At 35.1% G+C, this 18,506-nt stretch carries 15 protein-coding genes; 9 read left to right on the forward strand and 6 right to left on the reverse strand.

Annotated elements, in window-relative coordinates:
- Positions 1 to 186 precede the first annotated feature (186 nt).
- A complete protein-coding gene (locus tag Q0543_RS16335) occupies positions 187 to 2,247 on the forward strand; it encodes a gliding motility-associated C-terminal domain-containing protein (RefSeq protein ID WP_299255572.1) in 2,061 nt (686 codons plus the stop codon).
- Positions 2,248 to 2,411: 164 nt separating this feature from the next.
- Positions 2,412 to 4,490: a gliding motility-associated C-terminal domain-containing protein gene (locus Q0543_RS16340; RefSeq protein ID WP_299255574.1), complete on the forward strand. Its 2,079-nt coding sequence runs from the start codon at positions 2,412 to 2,414 to the stop codon at positions 4,488 to 4,490.
- 170 nt (positions 4,491 to 4,660) lie between these two features.
- Here the strand turns inward: Q0543_RS16340 and Q0543_RS16345 are convergent, their stop codons facing one another.
- Entirely contained in the window at positions 4,661 to 5,398 is a 738-nt protein-coding gene (locus Q0543_RS16345; RefSeq protein WP_299255576.1) for a ZIP family metal transporter, read from the reverse strand.
- 4 nt (positions 5,399 to 5,402) lie between these two features.
- The gene (locus Q0543_RS16350) at positions 5,403 to 6,140 is read right to left on the reverse strand and encodes a class I SAM-dependent methyltransferase (protein ID WP_299255578.1); all 738 of its coding nucleotides are present in this window, start codon (positions 6,138 to 6,140) and stop codon (positions 5,403 to 5,405) included.
- 156 nt (positions 6,141 to 6,296) lie between these two features.
- Between Q0543_RS16350 and ruvB the strand changes: the two genes are divergently transcribed.
- Together ruvB and queG are read left to right on the forward strand one after the other, a co-directional pair.
- A complete protein-coding gene (gene ruvB, locus Q0543_RS16355) occupies positions 6,297 to 7,325 on the forward strand; it encodes a Holliday junction branch migration DNA helicase RuvB (protein WP_299255580.1) in 1,029 nt (342 codons plus the stop codon).
- Positions 7,326 to 7,328: 3 nt separating this feature from the next.
- Positions 7,329 to 8,273: a tRNA epoxyqueuosine(34) reductase QueG gene (gene queG, locus Q0543_RS16360; RefSeq protein WP_299255582.1), complete on the forward strand. Its 945-nt coding sequence runs from the start codon at positions 7,329 to 7,331 to the stop codon at positions 8,271 to 8,273.
- On the opposite strand, the gene Q0543_RS16365 is transcribed toward queG, so the two are convergent.
- Positions 8,270 to 8,449 (reverse strand): hypothetical protein, encoded by a 180-nt coding sequence (locus tag Q0543_RS16365; protein WP_299255584.1) that lies wholly within the window; start codon positions 8,447 to 8,449, stop codon positions 8,270 to 8,272. The two genes, queG and Q0543_RS16365, sit on opposite strands and share 4 nt — an antisense overlap.
- Before the next feature lie 161 nt (positions 8,450 to 8,610).
- Here Q0543_RS16365 and Q0543_RS16370 point away from each other — a divergent pair, with 161 nt between their 5' ends.
- From Q0543_RS16370 to Q0543_RS16385, 4 genes are all read left to right on the forward strand, one after another.
- Positions 8,611 to 10,002, forward strand: coding sequence for a hypothetical protein (locus tag Q0543_RS16370; RefSeq protein ID WP_299255586.1), 1,392 nt, complete (start codon positions 8,611 to 8,613; stop codon positions 10,000 to 10,002).
- Positions 9,999 to 11,081, forward strand: a complete 1,083-nt coding sequence (gene aroC / locus Q0543_RS16375) for a chorismate synthase (RefSeq protein WP_299255589.1) — start codon at positions 9,999 to 10,001, stop codon at positions 11,079 to 11,081. Before Q0543_RS16370 ends, aroC begins: the two co-directional genes overlap by 4 nt.
- A 22-nt stretch (positions 11,082 to 11,103) precedes the next feature.
- On the forward strand, positions 11,104 to 12,336 hold the full coding sequence (locus Q0543_RS16380; protein WP_299255601.1) for a dicarboxylate/amino acid:cation symporter: 1,233 nt from the start codon (positions 11,104 to 11,106) through the stop codon (positions 12,334 to 12,336).
- Positions 12,337 to 12,648: 312 nt separating this feature from the next.
- Positions 12,649 to 13,170 carry a hypothetical protein gene (locus tag Q0543_RS16385; RefSeq protein WP_299255591.1) on the forward strand — a complete coding sequence of 174 codons (522 nt, stop codon included), beginning with the start codon at positions 12,649 to 12,651 and terminating at the stop codon, positions 13,168 to 13,170.
- A 648-nt stretch (positions 13,171 to 13,818) separates the two neighbouring features.
- Here the strand turns inward: Q0543_RS16385 and Q0543_RS16390 are convergent.
- Both Q0543_RS16390 and Q0543_RS16395 read right to left on the reverse strand, forming a co-directional pair.
- Positions 13,819 to 14,526 carry a DUF3239 domain-containing protein gene (locus tag Q0543_RS16390; RefSeq protein WP_299255593.1) on the reverse strand — a complete coding sequence of 236 codons (708 nt, stop codon included), beginning with the start codon at positions 14,524 to 14,526 and terminating at the stop codon, positions 13,819 to 13,821.
- Between the two features lie 493 nt (positions 14,527 to 15,019).
- Positions 15,020 to 16,270, reverse strand: coding sequence for an MFS transporter (locus Q0543_RS16395; RefSeq protein WP_299255595.1), 1,251 nt, complete (start codon positions 16,268 to 16,270; stop codon positions 15,020 to 15,022).
- A gap of 399 nt (positions 16,271 to 16,669) precedes the next feature.
- On the opposite strand from Q0543_RS16395, the gene Q0543_RS16400 reads away from it, so the two are divergent.
- Positions 16,670 to 17,248: a NifU family protein gene (locus tag Q0543_RS16400; RefSeq protein WP_299255597.1), complete on the forward strand. Its 579-nt coding sequence runs from the start codon at positions 16,670 to 16,672 to the stop codon at positions 17,246 to 17,248.
- Between the two features lie 315 nt (positions 17,249 to 17,563).
- On the opposite strand, the gene Q0543_RS16405 is transcribed toward Q0543_RS16400, so the two are convergent.
- Positions 17,564 to 18,506 (reverse strand): gliding motility-associated C-terminal domain-containing protein (locus Q0543_RS16405; RefSeq protein WP_299255599.1); only part of this gene is annotated, 943 nt, incomplete at its 5' end.

An 18,506-nucleotide genomic window follows, 5' to 3' on the forward strand; every position in this document is an offset into this window, starting at 1 on the left:
GCTGGGTTCAAATTATTCACTAAGGTAGAGACGCAATTTATTGCGTCTGGATTTATTGCACTGCACTATCTTTGGTTTTGCGAAGCGCAAAATATATAGATAATGTTAAATATTAAGTATAAAATTAAACAAAAAGGCAGTGCGTATTCTTATCTTGTAGATGGATACGTACTGCCTTTTATACATATGAGAATTAGATTATCACTAGCTATTACATTCAATCTTCTTTCAACTATACTTTTTGCTCAGCACGAAACCGATCAACGTGTTATTGGTTTTAAATACATATTGAAATTCAATTCTACTACCCCTAAAGTAACGGTTACAAATACCAATTTATACAATCCTTATAATCCAAACTACAAAGGAGATTTACAGACTCCTCATGCAAATTCTATTTGCGACACCTTAGGCAACATACTTTTTTATTACGATGGCACAAACGTGTATGAACCCAATGGACAAGTAATGAATAATGGACAATTACACACATACAATTTCAGCTCCCTATATGCAACAAGCCTAATTGTGCCTATTGAAGAAGGTAATCGCAGATATTACTATTTGTTCGAAACTTTACCGCATGAAGAGAATTGGGATTATATTCGTAATGTTCCTTTAAACTGCCCCATAAATACCTATTGTTTTAAATTTTGGGATTTATGCAAACTAGAATACCACATTATTGATATGCATGGCAATGGAGGAAAAGGTAACATAATAAGCAAAAATATTTTCTTGAAGGACTCTGTAGCACCTTCCATTAGTGGTATCAAACATCAAAACAATGTTGACACTTGGGTTTCTGTATTGGAATATCGCAGCAATAAAATTTTAAATTATCGTGTAAATTCATGTGAAATTAAAGAGCCTGTTGTAAATGAAATTCCTAATTTTGAATACAAAGAAAATCCATTTTATATACCTTATTCCCCATTATCGTATAACGGCTACCAACTTGTGTATTCTACTAAAGGAGATTTTGGCGCATTTCCAGGAAATAAAATTTCAGACAATGCTTCAATATCTTCTATTCCTTATTATTTGTATATCGCACCATTTGACAACCAAACGGGCGTATTCAATTTTAACTTGCTACATATAATTCATGCACGCAATGGGGTAGATGCACATTTATTTTCACACGATTCAAAATATTTGTATTATAATGATAGTGATTTCTTTTCACTTGTATGGATATATCAATATGAAATTAACACAGGCATTTCTATACCACTATATTATAATAATATCCCTTTTGACAATAGCTTTTCAGGAACGGATTATGGAAGAGACAATACCATCCTTATATATAAATATAGAGTAAAGCCACAAAGTGGAAGTAATAAATTTGTTAGCTACTTAGGTGAAATTAAAAATATTCACCAGCCCTTTATACCTAGCAATTTAGTAGATTCATTATCACTGCCTGCAATGGAACAACCAGATGACATTCCAAAATACACCTATATCGCCCGCAACAATTACATCTACAACTTCTATCACCCAGATTATAAAAAGCCAACTGCATTTTCAGTTGCAAAGTCTATTTCAAATACCGTAGCATCGCCTTTGTGTTTTACTACACCCCTTACATTAAAAGGAAATACAACTATACCTGCAGACAGTTTGTATTGGGTCATAAAAAAACCAGGGCAAAACAATTGGCAGCGTTTTAATGCAGATACCTTTGATTTACCTGTTAGTCCGGGTACCTACACCGCTAGTTTGGTTTCCTATAAATACTGTTTGGCAGATAGCGCTACGCAACAATTTACTATTGAAGATTATCCAAAAGTAACCCTAGCAGACGATACGTTGTACACCTGCGATTCAAAAACTGTAACACTACCCAGCAACAATACCTGCAAGTATTATTGGCTCAATGAGCATAGAGAAGTTGCCTCCAATCAAGTTTCAGAAACAGGGCAATACAACATGGTTGTAAAAAATAGTTGTGGCAGCAAAGAAGATAGTCTGTATCTTAAAAATAGCACGCTCGACGTCACAAATTTGGTCACCGCCAATAATGACAATAAAAACGATTGTTTGTATGCCATTTCAAACAATGCCAATGAAATCATTCGCATGACCATTTATAATTCTTGGGGCAGCAGTATTTTTTCAGATAATAACTATAAAAACAATTGGTGCCCAAATAATGAGTTAAGCGATGGTGTGTATTATTACGAAGCTACATACAACAACAATTGTAGTAAAAAGGGCTGGGTTCAAATTATTCACTAAGGTAGAGACGCAATTTATTGCGTCTGGATTTAGTGCACTGCACTATCTTTGGTTTTGCGAAACGCAAAATATATAGATAATATTAAATATTAAGTATAAAATTAAACAAAAGGCAGTGCGTATTCTTATCTTGTAGATGGATACGTACTGCCTTTTATAAATATATGAGAATTAGATTATCACTAGCTATTACATTCAATCTTCTTTCAACTATACTTTTTGCTCAGCACGAAACCGATCAACGTGTTATTGGTTTTAAATACATTTTAAAATTCAATTCTACTACCCCTAAAGTAACTGTTACAAATACCGATTTTTACAATCCTTATAATACCAACTATAAAGGAGATTTGCAAACTCCTCACTCAAATTCTATTTGTGATACATTGGGCAATTTGCTTTTTTATTATGATGGCACGTCTATATATAAAGCTGATGGTAAAATCATGCAAAACGGAGGCTTGCATAAATATAATTTCAGTTCGTATTATAATAATGCACTTATTGTACCCATAGAAGAAGGCAACCGTAGATATTACTATTTGTTTGAGACTATACCACACGAAGAGAATTGGAATTATGTTACGAACAGGCCAATAGATGATGTGACAAGTTGTTATTATCCAAATGAGTGTGGAAAATTTTGGGATTTATGCAAACTAGAATACCACATTATTGATATGCATGGCAATGGAGGAAAAGGCAAGGTAATAAGTAAAAATATTTTCTTGAAGGACTCTGTAGCCCCATCCATAAGCGGCATCAAACATCAAAACAATATTGATACATGGGTTTCTGTATTGGAATATAGAAGTAATAAAATTTTAAATTATCAAGTAAATTCCTGCGAAATTAAAAAACCAATTGTAAATATAATTCCTGATTTTGAATATCAAGATAAGCCTTACTATATATCTTATTCACCATCTGCACAGGCAGGCTTTCAGATTGTATATTCTACAAAGGGAGATTATGCGGCTTTCCCAGGAAGTAAAATATCTGATCGAAATCCCTCAACTTTAACAACAACTCCTTTTTATTTATTTGTAGCTCCGTTTGATAATCAAACTGGATTGTTTGATTTCAATGTATTAAAAACAATTACTGTACAAAGTGGTGTTGATGCAAATTTGTTTTCTCATGATTCTAAGTATTTATATTATCATGATAGTAATCTATTCGCTTCTGTCTGGATATACCAATATGAGTTAAGCTCTGGTACATCAATTGCTTTTAACTATAATAAAGGCACTTCTGATAATCTTTATTCAGGGGTTGATTATGGAAAAAGTAATGATATCATTATCTATAAAGTAACACTTAAACCTAATAATAATGGTTTTAAATATGTCAGTTATCTGGGCGCAATTAAACATATTGAACAACCATTTGTATCCAGTAATTTAAGTGATTCATTAATGCTTCCGTCGATTGATCAGCCTGATGACAAAGTCCTTTATACCTACATTGCCCGCAACAATTATATCTACAACTTCTATCACCCAGATTATAAAAAGCCCAACGCTTTTCCGGTTGCACAATCTATTTCAAATAAGGTAGCATCGCCTTCGTGTTTTACTACACCCCTTACATTAAAAGGGAATACAACTATACCTGTAGACAGTTTATACTGGGTAGTTAAAAAAACAGGGCAAAACAAATGGCAGCGTTTTAATGCAGACACCTTTGATTTGCCTGTAAGTCCGGGCACATACACGGCCAGTTTGGTTTCATACAAATACTGTTTGGCAGATAGCGCTACGCAACAATTTACTATTGAAGATTATCCAAAAGTAAACCTAGCAGACGATACGTTATACACCTGCGAGTCTAAGTCTGTAACACTACCCAACAACAATACCTACAAGTATTATTGGCTTAATGAATACAAAGAAATTGTTGGCAATTTGGTTTCAGAAACAGGGCAATACAACATGCTTGTAAAAAATAGCTGCGGTACAAAAGAAGATAGTCTCTATCTTAATAACAGTACACTTAATGTTACCAATCTTGTAACAGCAAACAACGACAACAAAAACGATTGTTTGTATGCCATTTCAAACAATGCAACTGAAATTATTCGCATGAGTATTTATAATTCCTGGGGCAGCAGTATTTTTTCAGACAATAATTATAAAAATAATTGGTGTCCGAACAATGAGTTAAGTGATGGGGTATATTATTACGAAGCTACATACAACAACAATTGCAGTAAAAAGGGCTGGGTTCAAATTATTCACTAAGTAGAGACGTAATTTATTGCGTCTTTTAGAGTCATAGATTGATATTTTACAGCTCAGTCACATTGGTCGGACCACAAAAAAAGTGGTCAGACCAATGCCAATTTCTAACCATAGCGCTTCGCTATCTGCCGCGGCGAATACTAATTGTAATACAATAAATTGCGTGTAATCTACCCCAACACATATTCAACCACCACTGCTGTAACTGCACCCAATACAGACATAACCAATCGACTGGCCTTAAACTTATGCTGTGGATTGGATTCGAAAAATATGGTTGTTGAGATATATAAGAAATTACCTGCTAACAACGCAAACAACAATCCCATACCTTCTGCATCTAAAATGCCTTGGTCGGATAAGTAATCACTCGCAAATAAACCAAGTGGTGATGCCAAGGCAAATACCAATTGCCAGCCGAAAATAGACACGCGGTACTTTAACAAACCAATTAATACTGCTGCCAATGCAAATGCTTCTGGGAGTTTGTGTAACACTAATCCAATCAATAAGGTATTATGATCGCCTTCTGCATGCATATGGGAAGGGTGCATCAATAACGACCCTTCAAGCAAACCATGTACACACATGGCCAGCATGATGAAATATTTTTTAGACCCTGTATCATTGTCATGCAAATGTATGTGCCCATGCTCCACACCTGTTGAAAAATATTCAATCAACATTTGTAAGAAATACCCAAGCAATACAAATATACCCGCTAATTTAAAGTTACCAGATTCGGTAACGGCTTCAGGTAAAATATGAATTACCGTTATAGAAAATAAATACGCTCCACTAAAAGAAAGTATAAATTTAAAATTTTCAGTACCTCGTGCTGTCGTAAAATACACAAGTAATGCTGGTACAAAACCAACTAAAAATAAAATTAGAGCATTTAGTAACATGGAATTATTTTTTAGCAATCATAATTAATCGATCCGACTCCTTAGCATCATACGCTTCCAATTGATAGCTCCCAAAGGTATCTACCAATGTTAGGCCTGCAAAGGTAAAGAATTCTTTAAAATCTTCTAAACTTAATGCTTTCACCCGTTCCGTAAAGAAATACGGCGTGTCATCTGCTTCAAAGCGAATTTCTTTATGGATGTACCCATCTTTTAAATAGCGCTTCAATCGAAACTCAATTCCTTGAATAACTTTTGTTTCTTCCTCCTTCAACATATTGAGTGCATGGGTAACATTCATAAAATCAATCACCAACTTCCCTCCTGTTTTCAATGCTTTAGAAAGAGTTGTAAACGCTGCACGATCTTCTGCTTCCGTTTCAAAATATCCAAAACTTGTAAATAAATTTAATACGTAATCAAATGTTTCATTCCAAGCAGGCTTACGCAAATCATGTACTAAAAAAGTAACGCCTTCTGGAGCATACGACTTTGCCAATGAAATACTTTCATTCGATAAGTCTGCCCCTGTAAGAGTAAATCCCTTTTCTGCTAAAAATAAGGTATGTCTACCCTTTCCACATGGCAAGTCTAGAATGCTAGCACCCTGAGGAACAGATAAATGATTCATTAAATTCGTCAGAAACACTTCAGCTTCCGAATTGTCGCGGTTGCTATACAAAATATGGTAATAAGGTGTATCAAACCATGTATCAAACCATTCTTTCTGCAATTCAGCCATAATTATGTATTTGTGTTAATCGGAATAGAATACAATAATAATCAAAAGGAAGTTCATTTAAGAATCTATGTTCTACGTTCTATGTAATAAGTTTAAAGAGAATCGCCTTATAACTTAAAACTTTACACTTAAAACTTATTCACTATCTTTGTACCAATGCGTGAAGAATACCTACAATCAGACGACGAACAATTCACTCCCAATGAAAAGGAGATTGAACGGGCATTGCGTCCGCTTTCTTTTGATGATTTTGCGGGGCAAGATAAAATTTTAGAAAATCTGAAGGTTTTTGTTGGTGCTGCAAAACAACGTGGAGAACCTTTAGACCATGTATTGTTGCACGGCCCTCCTGGACTTGGAAAGACAACACTTTCCAATATTATTGCCAACGAATTAAATGCAAGTATAAAGATCACTTCTGGTCCTGTATTAGAAAAGCCAGGTGATTTAGCAGGTTTGCTTACCAATTTACAAACCAATGATGTGTTGTTTATTGATGAGATACATCGTTTAAATTCTGTTGTGGAAGAGTATTTATACTCTGCCATGGAAGATTATAAGATTGACATCATGCTGGATTCTGGAGCAAATGCACGCAGTATTCAAATTGGCTTAAATCCGTTTACACTCATCGGTGCCACTACACGTGCAGGTTTGCTCACATCGCCCTTACGTGCACGTTTTGGTATCAATGCACGTTTGGAATATTACGATGCAAAACTATTAACACAAATTGTACTCCGCTCATCTGAATTATTAAATACACCCATTTTAGAAACTGCAGCATATGAAATTGCTCGCAGAAGCAGAGGCACGCCACGTATTGCAAATAATTTATTAAGACGTACCAGAGACTTTGCACAAATGAAAGGTGATGGCACCATTACGCTTGAAATTGCACGCATTGCACTTTCTGCTTTAAATGTAGATCAAAATGGCTTGGACGATATGGATACACGAATCCTAACGACCATTATGGATAAATTTAAAGGTGGACCAGTAGGCTTAACAACAATTGCAACAGCAGTAAGCGAAGAAGCTGAAACCATAGAAGAGGTATACGAACCATTCTTAATTCAAGAAGGCTACTTAAAGCGTACACCACGTGGTAGAGAAGTTACGCCACTTGCTTACAAACATTTGCAACGCACACCACCTGCACAATCAGGTACATTATTCGAATAAATAATGGCTTCTTTACAAATAGCGCACAACACGCGTATTGTGAAAGAAGCTGCCAAATTAGTGGGCTTCGATTACTGCGGAATATCAAAAGCAGATTTTTTAGAAAAGGAAGCTCCCAGGCTAGAGTCTTGGCTGAACCGCAATCAGCATGGCACCATGGCTTGGATTGAAAACTATTTCGACAAGCGCCTTGACCCCAGAAAATTAGTAGACGGTGCTAAATCCGTTGTTTCGGTTTTACTCAACTACACGCCAAACCCAGAAGATACAATTCTCTCAGAAGGTGATAATAAACTATCCCGCTACGCCTACGGAGAAGATTACCACTATGTCGTAAAAGACAAATTTAAACTGATGATGCAGTATATCACCGAACACATTGGTGAAGTCTCGGGCAGAGCATTTGTGGATTCAGCTCCGGTGATGGATAAAGCTTGGGCAGAGAAAAGCGGATTGGGCTGGGTTGGTAAACATACCTTATTGATTACAAAAGACAGCGGTAGCTATTTTTTTATCGGCGAACTAATTTTGGATTTGGAATTGGATACAGATGGTCCCATTAAAGATTACTGCGGAACATGCACACGTTGCATCGATGCGTGCCCGACCGATGCCATCACAGAGCCGTATCAGGTAAATGCAAGCAAATGCATTTCGTATTTAACAATCGAGTTAAAAGAACAAATACCAACGGAGTTTAAAGATCAGATGAAAGGCTGGGCATTTGGTTGTGATATCTGTCAAGAAGTGTGTCCATGGAATCGTTTTGCTACCCCCAATAAAACAAAAGAGTTCTCCCCTTCGGAAGAACTCAAAAAATACTTTGAAATGCCATTAAAAGAAATCACCAAAGATGTATTCAATGAACTTTTTAAGGGTTCACCTTTAAAAAGAACAAAAATCGAAGGGCTCTCTAGAAATTTAGCATTTTTAAAAAAAGACTATTAGGCAAAACATCTGTTTAAAACGGTAGCGTATTTACCTCCAAAGTGTTCATAACACCAATTTCGCAATTCCACCACCTCTTCAATTATTAACTCACTTAAATGTTTGATCAATTCTTTCTCAAATAGTTGCTGATCAAAGCTCACTTTTTCAAGAATAAATTTTGCATAGTTTAACATACAGTTTGTAATTGGTTTTTTAAATGAAAACTTTAAATTTTAACGAGAAACTTACATTAAAGGTTATCGAATGGATACGTATTATCGACTTTATTTGTCATTTTTGTATAAAATAGCCTTAAAAGGATCAAAAATTGAATTTTAATACCATAAATAGACTCTTGATTATTATATTTTTAGGATTAGCATTCAGCCATTCTTCAAATAGTCAAACTATTTCTTTTAAACACAACAATACTGTTTTACATAAAAATGATTTTTTTAGTATATCTATTACATTTTCAAAAGACGGTAAAAAAGAGTTTAACGCATACAAAAGCTATCAATTTCCAGATATAGCAGATATGATTAAATCACATACCTATTTCTATGAAAAAGAGGGCGCAGATAAAACATACACCATTACTCAATGGTACGAACCCATAAAGATTGGGGTAAAAAACGTTCCATCAATTAGTATTCCTACAAAAAATAAAACGTTTGTAAATCCTGCATTTACAGTTACGATTTCTTCGCTTGTTTCAGATGAGCCAATTGAACCACCCGTAGAATCCTGGATTGGTAAAACGAAGTTGCAATTAGAGATTCCTGCTATCGAATGGCACATATCTGCATCTACCAGAGATTTATATCCCATGCAGCCTTTACATATAAAGGGCTATTTATTGATACCGCTAGACAATACGATTCCATTCACCTTTATAGAAAGTCAAGAACAAATCGACTTGATAAAAAAAACAATTAAAAATAACAATTGCCTCATTCAAAATAGAGATTTAGGAAATGCTTTCAAAAGAGATACCATAACAAAAGACAATAAAGAGTATCTCCAATTAACAGTGCTCGATCAGTTTTTATTCCCACAAAATGCTGGTGATTTTATCATCCCTTCTACAGAGTGGTATGTATATGCCTATAAAAAAGGAACGCATGATGAAGGTATTGTACGCTTACCTGAAAAAATTGTACTTAAAGACAAAGTGATATCCATTCATGTGAAAGAGTTGCCTAATGTTGGCGCAAAGAAAATAATACCTGTTGGAATGTTTTACATCAAAGACTATTTAGATTCTAAACGTATTCGCAACGGGCAAGCCACCTACCTTACAATTGTAATGGAAACAAACACAGACCCTTCTTCTATTGGCAGTTTTGAATTTACATCCTCAGATATGGAATTGATGGGTGAAGAAATTGTTTCACTTCGTATTCTCGACGGCGAACAATGGCGTGTTCGTAAAGAATTGAAATACCAAATAAATCCATTACGAAGCGGAGAGTACAATCTATCCGACGCATTTCGATATATTTATTTCAATCCAGTCAAAGGCCAATACGACACTATTTATCCAAAATCTGTACTGACGGTATATGGAGACAGAATAAGTGAAAGCAATGCGATGTTAACCAACGATGCATTTTACAATCGATACACAAAACAAACCAACAATACCCTATTCAATAGCAATCAGAATGATTTGTTCAACTACTTGGCGAACCTAATTATTTTGATTATGTTAGTAGTTACCGCAATTCTTGTAATAAAAAAATGAGCAATACATACGGCACAATATTTCGCATTACCACATTTGGTGAATCTCATGGTAATGCTGTAGGAGTAGTAGTGGACGGTTGTCCACCGAACATCGAAATTGACATCGCGTTTATTCAATCTGAAATGGCTCGCCGAAAGCCTGGTCAATCTAAGATTGTAACGCAACGTCAAGAAGACGATGAAATAGAAATTTTATCTGGCATCTTTGAAGGGAAATCAACAGGCACACCCATCGCAATGATGGTGCGCAATGCGGATCAACGCAGCAAAGATTATTCGCACATTGCAGATCGTTACCGACCTTCGCATGCAGATTATACCTACCAAGAAAAATACGGCTTTCGTGATTACCGCGGTGGCGGTAGAAGTTCTGCTCGTGAAACACTTGCGCGGGTTGCTGCAGGTGCTTTAGCAAAAATGATTTTAGCTAAAGCCAATATCAAAATACAAGCCTATGTATCTCAAGTAGGACCATTAAAACTTACTACAGATTATAAAGCATTAAATATTCCGAATGCGGAAAACAACATCATCCGTTGTCCGGATGATGTGATGGCAGAAAAGATGATTGATTTTATCGACCAAACACGCAAAGATAGAGATACCGTAGGTGGTGTTGTAAGTTGCGTGATTGAAGGTTCTCCCGTTGGATTAGGCGAACCCGTATTTGATAAACTACATGCTGAATTGGGCAAAGCTATGTTGAGCATCAATGCTGTAAAAGGATTTGAATACGGAAGTGGGTTTGAAGGTGTAGAACAATTTGGTTCGCAACACAACGACAAATTCTATGCAGACGAAGAAGGAAATGTACGTACACAAACAAACCACTCCGGTGGCATACAAGGTGGTATCAGCAATGGCGAAGATATTTATTTCCGCGTGGCATTTAAGCCTGTTGCGACCATTATGATTGATCAAGAAAGCATCAACGATAAGGGTGAAACGGTAACAGTAAGTGGCAAAGGCAGACACGATCCATGCGTCGTACCACGTGCTGTTCCAATCGTAGAAGCAATGGCTGCCATTGTTATGGTTGATTTTTATTTACGCAACAAAGCCATTCGCTTTGACTGATAAAAAACACAATAGGATACCATTGCACCTACAAATTCTTATAGGTATGGTGCTTGGTATTGGATGGAGTATAGCTGCTAGTTATATCCCCAATGGTGCAGAATGGACACAATCTTATGTAAAACCATTCGGCAGTTTATTTATTAAACTGCTCCAAATGCTTGCGATTCCGCTGATATTGACTTCAATCATCAGCGGAATCGCTGGTTTAAAAGACCTCGATAAACTAGGTAGAATTGGTGGGCGCACCTTAGCCTTATTTACGGCCACCTGCCTCCTATCCACCATCATTGGCTTGGGTTTGGCAAGCTTACTAAAACCAGGCGCAGCCATTCCAGAACACACTAAAACATCCTTGCTTCTATCCTATCAAGATAATACAAATTCCATCATAGAAAAAGCACAATCTGCAAACACAGGCGCGATGGATATGTTGGTAGAAATTATACCCAATAATATTTTTCATGCCTTGGCAAACAACAGCATGATGTTGCAGGTAGTAATTTTTTCCATACTATTTGGAATCGCATTATCTAAAGTAGAACTTTCTAAAGCAGACATTGTGGTACAATTTATTGATGGCTTAAATGAGACCTTCATGAAATTGGTTTTAATGGTAATGGTTGTGGCACCAATCGGTGTATTTGCATTGATTGCATCCATTAGCTTTAATGCACAGGTGTTTTTATCCTTATTGTATTATATGATGACGGTATTAATGGGGCTTGCCACAATTCTTTTTATTCTCTACCCCACTATTATAAGCCTGTTTTCAAAGATATCGTATAAAGCATTTTTCAAAAACATGCAGCCTGTTTTCTTAATGGCATTTTCAACAAGTTCCAGTGCGGCTACCTTACCGCTAACCATGGAACGGGTTTCAACGGGTTTTAACATTAAGAAAGAAATATCCGATTTTGTATTGTCGCTGGGTACAACCATAAACATGGATGGCACGGCAATTTATCAAAGCATTGCAGCGGTATTTATTGCGCAAGCAACGGGCATTGACTTATCGTTGGGACAACTTATCATCATTGCACTTACGGCAACACTCTCAGCTGTTGGTGCTGCAGGCATACCTGGTGCCGGCATGATCACACTCATTATTGTACTTGATTCCGTGCAAATCCCCATTGCGGCCATTGCACTTATTATGGCACCAGATCGCTTGTTAGATATGTTTCGCACGGTTGTGAATGTTGCTGGCGATGCAAGTGCTGCGATTGCTGTTTCTGGTATGGAAGATGAGTAGTTGCGAGGTTCTAGGTGCTAGTTGCTAGACGAGGAATGTACGGAGTATGTAGACCTTTAAATTTCTTCAAATGTTATTTCAGAATAACATTTAGCTATTAATTTAATTTTCATGTGTTATAAATAATTAAGTTTTATGAAAATCAATCTAATTTATATCTTTATTTTTCTAATATGCTTCATTACATGTAGCACAAATTGTACTAACAAAAAACAATTTTGCATTGATTACCCCAAAGCTGTCGTTTCTTTCCAAGTAAAATCTTTAGGAAAAATATCACTATTCAATAAGGGAGATTCAATTATTCTTTTTATGAATAACTACCTCTCTTCTAAACAATCTAAAGTACTTAAAAATACATTTGCATATATTGATATTTCACAAAAAAAAATAATCGGAATAGATTCATTTGACATTGGTGACATAGAAAAAACCACTTCTTTAGAAGACGTTGAATATACTGTATTAACAAATGATCCAAATATTATAAAAATTAAAAGTTCTCATGAGAATTGGGGCAGAGGGGGCAAACAGAACTCAAAAATTATTCTCATAAATAAAAACCAAGAAATTGTTAAAATGTTTTTATTTCCTTGCTTTAAGAATTCTTCAATAAAAGTATTATTTTCTTTTAAGGGCTATTTAATTATAGGATCGAAAAATATTTATGACGTAAATGACTCAACGAATTGGTTATATGTTTATAAAATTTCAGACTTAATTTCAACTAATTGCAATAATTATCTATCTGAATCCATTGATTTCGATGAAAAAATACCTGACACCATAATGAAAAAATACGACCCTAATTTGATTGGAGATATAGAATTTTAATTTCAGGCATTATTTATTTTGTTTTTCGGAACACATAAAGAATACGATTTAATTGATGCGAATACAATTTCTAACTATTAAAAAATTATGGAAATTAAATTAATTAAAAAAAAAGAACATGCCCTCGCCCTTCAGCGTGTAGAAATACTCTTTACTGAAGGTGTAAAAAAGGTACGGTAAAAGGAAATGAATTAGAGCTGCTTCTCCGCCTCTGTTGGTACCTACCTATTTCCTAACCATCCCAACCCGCAGTGGTTGAGTCTTTTCGGCCAAACACCTGCTGCTGTATGATGTTATGAAAATTTTCTGAACTATGATTTTTTTGATTAAAATGATTTCTATGATTTAATTTTATTTTCAAGAATGAATTGCTTAAGTTTATTGAGAACACTAATTTTATATTTATCAGGCTTTAATATAGGGTTACATCCTTTAATAGTCGCAGTTAATAAAACGCGGTTGTTTATTATTTTTTTCATGCGTAGCTGATATGATAAAATAGTTTCAAATTTAAGATTGTGGTATTAGATAAGTAAATAATTTCTCTTTAAATTGATCGTTTAACATCATAGAGTAGCAGGTGGTTGGCCGAAAGGGCACAACCACGGAGAGGTTTGTGGTGGAGTTGCCAACAAAGGCGGAACGGTTTTATAGTTCCACTTCGTCTAAATTTTCATCATAAAAAACTGCAGTTTCATATTCAAGATCTTTATTTAATTTATCCTTTACATAATACAACATTTCCCACTCATTTTTAAAAGCATCATTCGTTACTTCTTCTTCAGAAATAATGTCTACAACTTTAGGAATGAGCCCTGCGTCTTCATATCCCCAGCTTATAGGTCTTGGCTCAAAGTGTCTCCTATACCCCTTAATCGCCATTCCAAATAAACTCACACAAGGTATTTTTTCGTACATTTCTATTTTGTGATTTGGCAGATCTTTAATAAGCATTTTTAAAAATCCATATATAGGTTCTTGCTCTTCCATAGATCTCATGTCTGCCATCGCCAATATTTCAATCGGATTCGTATTTATTATAATTGCAGGAATGATCAATCCATTTTTATAAGCCATTTCTTTTGTGGCATTACCAAAAACTAGAGTAAGTAATACCAAAGCCAATGTTCCTACAATTCCGAGTATACCCCAAATCCAATGTCCGTAATAAAATAAATAAATGGTATACGTTAGCATGCCTAATAAAAGAAACATACAAAAGTATTTAATAACCTTTCCGGCCGCCGGATATGAATCGTATATTTTTATTCGTTCTTCATCTGGATCTATATTCATCGACCTTGACGCTCGTGATAAATTTAAATTTTCACCTTTCTCACCAATTTCATTATTCATCTTCTTTCTTTATAATTTATAGTACTGATTCCGCTATTAAAAATTCGATTTCATTTGATTGCTTTTTTTAGAAATATAGAATAGCAAAAAAACATATCTATACTTAAATCTAACAACTAAAAATAGATTGCACAGACATCAAAAATGAACATTTATTTTTGATGTAATGCGAAATCCATTATCAAAATTCATTCTGATTTAATTCGTTTTAAAAATACTTTTTTTTATTGTAAAATATGAACTTCCATTCCCTTTTTAAAAGGTTTCATTAAAAATATTATCTTATGTTAACAGATCTAGTTTTAAAAAAAGGCGTATATATAAAGGCAGTTATTAGTATATATTATATTGGTAAATATTAAAAATGCCAACATAATTATACTCGACTAAAATATTTAAAAAATACATCCATCTAACATATAAAATCCTCTATAAAAATATATTCGTAGAGGATTTTATACTTAAACATTATACAGCTGTATTTCAAAAAGTATTATTTTGTATCAACTTCCTTATTAAACGATGCCATTTCCTTTTTCAAATCAGGCAGAAACCCTGCAACCATACCCAACAATGGCAGTACCGAAGCAATTCTAAATGCATATTGAATGGAGGTATGATCTGCAACATATCCCAATACAGCAGAGCCGATTCCGCCCATGCCAAAGGCTAGTCCGAAGAACAGACCCGACACCATACCAATCTTACCTGGCATCAACTCTTGTGCGTATACCAATATAACCGAAAAGGCGGAAGATAAAACCAAACCAACCAGCACGCATAAAATGCCCGACCAAAATAAATTTGCATAGGGCAACATCAAAGCAAATGGCGCAGCACCTAAAATAGAAAACCAGATAACATGTTTGCGATTAAATCGATCGCTGATTGGTCCGCCGAGGAAGGTACCTATCGCCATCGATACAAGGAACATAAACAAATAAAACTGAGATTGCTCTACTGTTAAGCCAAATGTTTTGTTCAAATAAAAGGTATAGTAACTTGTAATGCTTGCGATATAGACATACTTCGAAAAGATCAACACAATCAATAACGACAAAGCAGTCACCACTTTCTTTCTTGGTAAGTTATGTGTTTGTTCTAATGCGACTTTTTTCTTCGTTCTATTCGATAAATATTTTTTATACCAAATAGATACGCGCGATTGTATAACAATTGCAGCAACAGCAAACACCGTTAAATAAATCAATCCAAATTGTCCTTTGGGAGCAATAAGCCAAGCCACAACAACAGCAGCTAAGGCACTGCCTGTATTTCCTCCAATCTGAAAGATGGACTGAGCCAAGCCTCTTTTCTTAGAACCACCAGAAGCCATATAGGCTACTCTAGAAGATTCGGGATGCAGTATCGCAGAACCAATACCTACAACGCATACAGAACCCAACACATAATACAGATTGGGTGCATTGGCAAGAAAGATAATTCCCACAAGTGTAAAACACATACCAATAGGTAATGAATACGGCTTGGGGTGCACATCGGTATAAAGTCCTATTACTGGTTGCAGTAAAGATGCGGTAAAATTTAATACAAAGGTGATTAATCCAATTTCGGTAAAACTGAGATTTAACGATTCCTTAAAAACAGGATACATCAAAGGAATAGATTGTTGAATGAGGTCATTTAATAAATGCGCTCCACTAATGGCAAACAGGATTGGATATACGGTTGTTTGAATGGTCTTCCCTACTTCTGCATCAACTACTTCACTTTTATTTTCCATATATGGCGGTATTGAATCTTTTAAATCAGACGTTTCCTTCCAAATAGGAAGGAAATCAAAGGTAGAAATTCTCGCCAATTTCCAAATACAATAGTATTATTTTATATAACAGCCTTTAAATCTATTGTTTAAAAAATAACAGAATCAAAAAACGAATTATTTCATTACCGAATTCTCCCTAACATTAAGATTAACAATAGGATATCGCATCTAAAAACTTTTCTGTAAGTCGCCAACAGAAAAGAGCAAGTTGATTCCGATTTTCAGATAAATCATATTCATAAATCCCTTCCTAAAATACCGTTCCTTGTCCAGTAACTAGCAACTAAAACCTAAAATTCGTACCTTTGTAGAACCTGTTTGTTAAATAAGGTGTTAGTGCATAAGAACGGAGAAATCATGGAAAATAAAAAAATAGAGGTTGAAGTATATACAGAAGCTACTCCAAACCCAAATACCTTAAAATTTATTACGGACAAAATGTTGATGGAAGAAGGAAGCATTGATTTTCCTACTGCATCTTCAGCAGAATCCTGTGCATTGGCATTAGACTTATTTCGTTTTGATTTCGTAAAACGTGTATTCATCGCCGCAAATTTTGTTACGGTCACAAAGTCTGAAAAGATGGATTGGCAGGAAGTAAATGGCATGATAAAAGCCTTAATTAAAGGCTATGTGGAAGAAGGTAAGCCTTTGATTAAAGAAATGCCAAAACCTGTTTCAAGCACAACACCCGTTGAAGGAGAATCAGAAGTTGTTACAAAAATTAAAGTGGTTTTGGATGAATATATCCGCCCAGCAGTGGAACAAGATGGTGGTGCAATTATATTTGAATCATTCATTGATGGTGTTGTAAAAGTTCAATTACAAGGGTCTTGCAGTGGTTGCCCATCTTCTACAGTTACATTAAAATCAGGTATTGAGAACTTATTAAAACGTATGGTTCCGGAAGTAACGGAAGTTGTTGCGGGAGTTTGATTTTAGTTGCCAGTTGCTAGTTTCTAGGTACTAGACGAAAAGTACTGAGTATAGAGTACAGAGTATAAAGTCGGAGGGTATTTGGTTACCCAATAAAAAAAGGAAAGAGTTAACTTTTTCCTTTTTTTATTGGTAATACCAATTGCTACTTCAAAAATAGTCGAATGTTGATTAGGCCAATAATAACCTACCCTCGAACCAACCTGTTGTTGTGTCGTTTCTGGCCCAACAACCTAGAAATGTCAAAATACATGTTGGTCTATATTGAATTTAGTTTTGGTATAAATCACTACACTTCACTACACCCAGCCAAACTCAATGAACTATTTGTACCCAGCCTTTTTTACTACAATTATTATTGTAGGTAGTTTCATAAAAATATACGCCATCGCTTAATTCATTTTCTGGACACCAATTGTTTTTATAGTCTGCGTCGTAAAAAATACGACTGCCCCAGCTATTATAAACTGACAAAGCAATAATTTCGTTAGCGTTGTTTGATTGCGCATATAGGCAATCATTTTTACCATCGTTGTTAACGGTTACTAAATTGGTAACATTCAATATACTATTGCCTAGGTACAGGCTATCTTTAGCAGTGCCGCAACTGTTTGTAACAACCAATGTATATAAGCCTTCTTGGCTTACTGTAGGTGCTACAGGTTCTGCATGCGAATTGTACCATTGATATTTATAAGTACGTGTTATTGGAAGGTATACCTGTTTTGAATCGCAGGTGTACACCGTGTCTTCTGTTACCTGTATTGTTGGGTAATCTTCCAATACAAATTGCTGACTGGCGGAATCTACCAAACAATATTTATACGAAACCAAGCTAGTTGTGTATGTGCCGGGACTTAAGCTTAGACTGAGTATTTTATCTGTATATTTTTGCCAGCCCATTGAAGGTTCTTTTTTGATAAACCAAAACAAACTATCTTCTGTAATGTTGCTTGTACCTTTTAAAATTACAGGTGCATCATAACAAGCAGGCGATGGTATAGCAGCAATGGACTGACGGAAAGCCACATCAGGTTTTTTATAATCAGGATGGTGAAAATTATAAATATAGTTATTACGGGAAATAGGATCAAAAAATGTTGAATTATATTGATTGAGGCCAACAGTATTCAAGCTACTACTACTACTACTACTACTACTACTACTACTACTACTACTACTACTATTAATCACTAATGTGTTGTTTATAAAAAAAAAAAAAAACCAATGTTGATAATATGTAAAATAAGAATAATCA

The sequence above is a fragment of the uncultured Cytophaga sp. genome (genome assembly GCF_937863595.1).
GTDB lineage: Bacteria > Bacteroidota > Bacteroidia > Cytophagales > Cytophagaceae > Cytophaga.

Coding starts and splice junctions, on each gene's coding strand:
- Q0543_RS16365 (WP_299255584.1), bottom strand. CDS start 8,449: ATGTTAAACTATGCAAAATTTATTCTTGAAAAAGTGAGCTTTGATCAG.
- Q0543_RS16340 (WP_299255574.1), top strand. CDS start 2,412: ATGAGAATTAGATTATCACTAGCTATTACATTCAATCTTCTTTCAACT.
- Q0543_RS16400 (WP_299255597.1), top strand. CDS start 16,670: ATGGAAAATAAAAAAATAGAGGTTGAAGTATATACAGAAGCTACTCCA.
- Q0543_RS16335 (WP_299255572.1), top strand. CDS start 187: ATGAGAATTAGATTATCACTAGCTATTACATTCAATCTTCTTTCAACT.
- Q0543_RS16395 (WP_299255595.1), bottom strand. CDS start 16,270: ATGGAAAATAAAAGTGAAGTAGTTGATGCAGAAGTAGGGAAGACCATT.
- Q0543_RS16350 (WP_299255578.1), bottom strand. CDS start 6,140: ATGGCTGAATTGCAGAAAGAATGGTTTGATACATGGTTTGATACACCT.
- Q0543_RS16390 (WP_299255593.1), bottom strand. CDS start 14,526: ATGAATAATGAAATTGGTGAGAAAGGTGAAAATTTAAATTTATCACGA.
- ruvB (WP_299255580.1), top strand. CDS start 6,297: ATGCGTGAAGAATACCTACAATCAGACGACGAACAATTCACTCCCAAT.
- queG (WP_299255582.1), top strand. CDS start 7,329: ATGGCTTCTTTACAAATAGCGCACAACACGCGTATTGTGAAAGAAGCT.
- aroC (WP_299255589.1), top strand. CDS start 9,999: ATGAGCAATACATACGGCACAATATTTCGCATTACCACATTTGGTGAA.
- Q0543_RS16345 (WP_299255576.1), bottom strand. CDS start 5,398: ATGTTACTAAATGCTCTAATTTTATTTTTAGTTGGTTTTGTACCAGCA.
- Q0543_RS16385 (WP_299255591.1), top strand. CDS start 12,649: ATGAATAACTACCTCTCTTCTAAACAATCTAAAGTACTTAAAAATACA.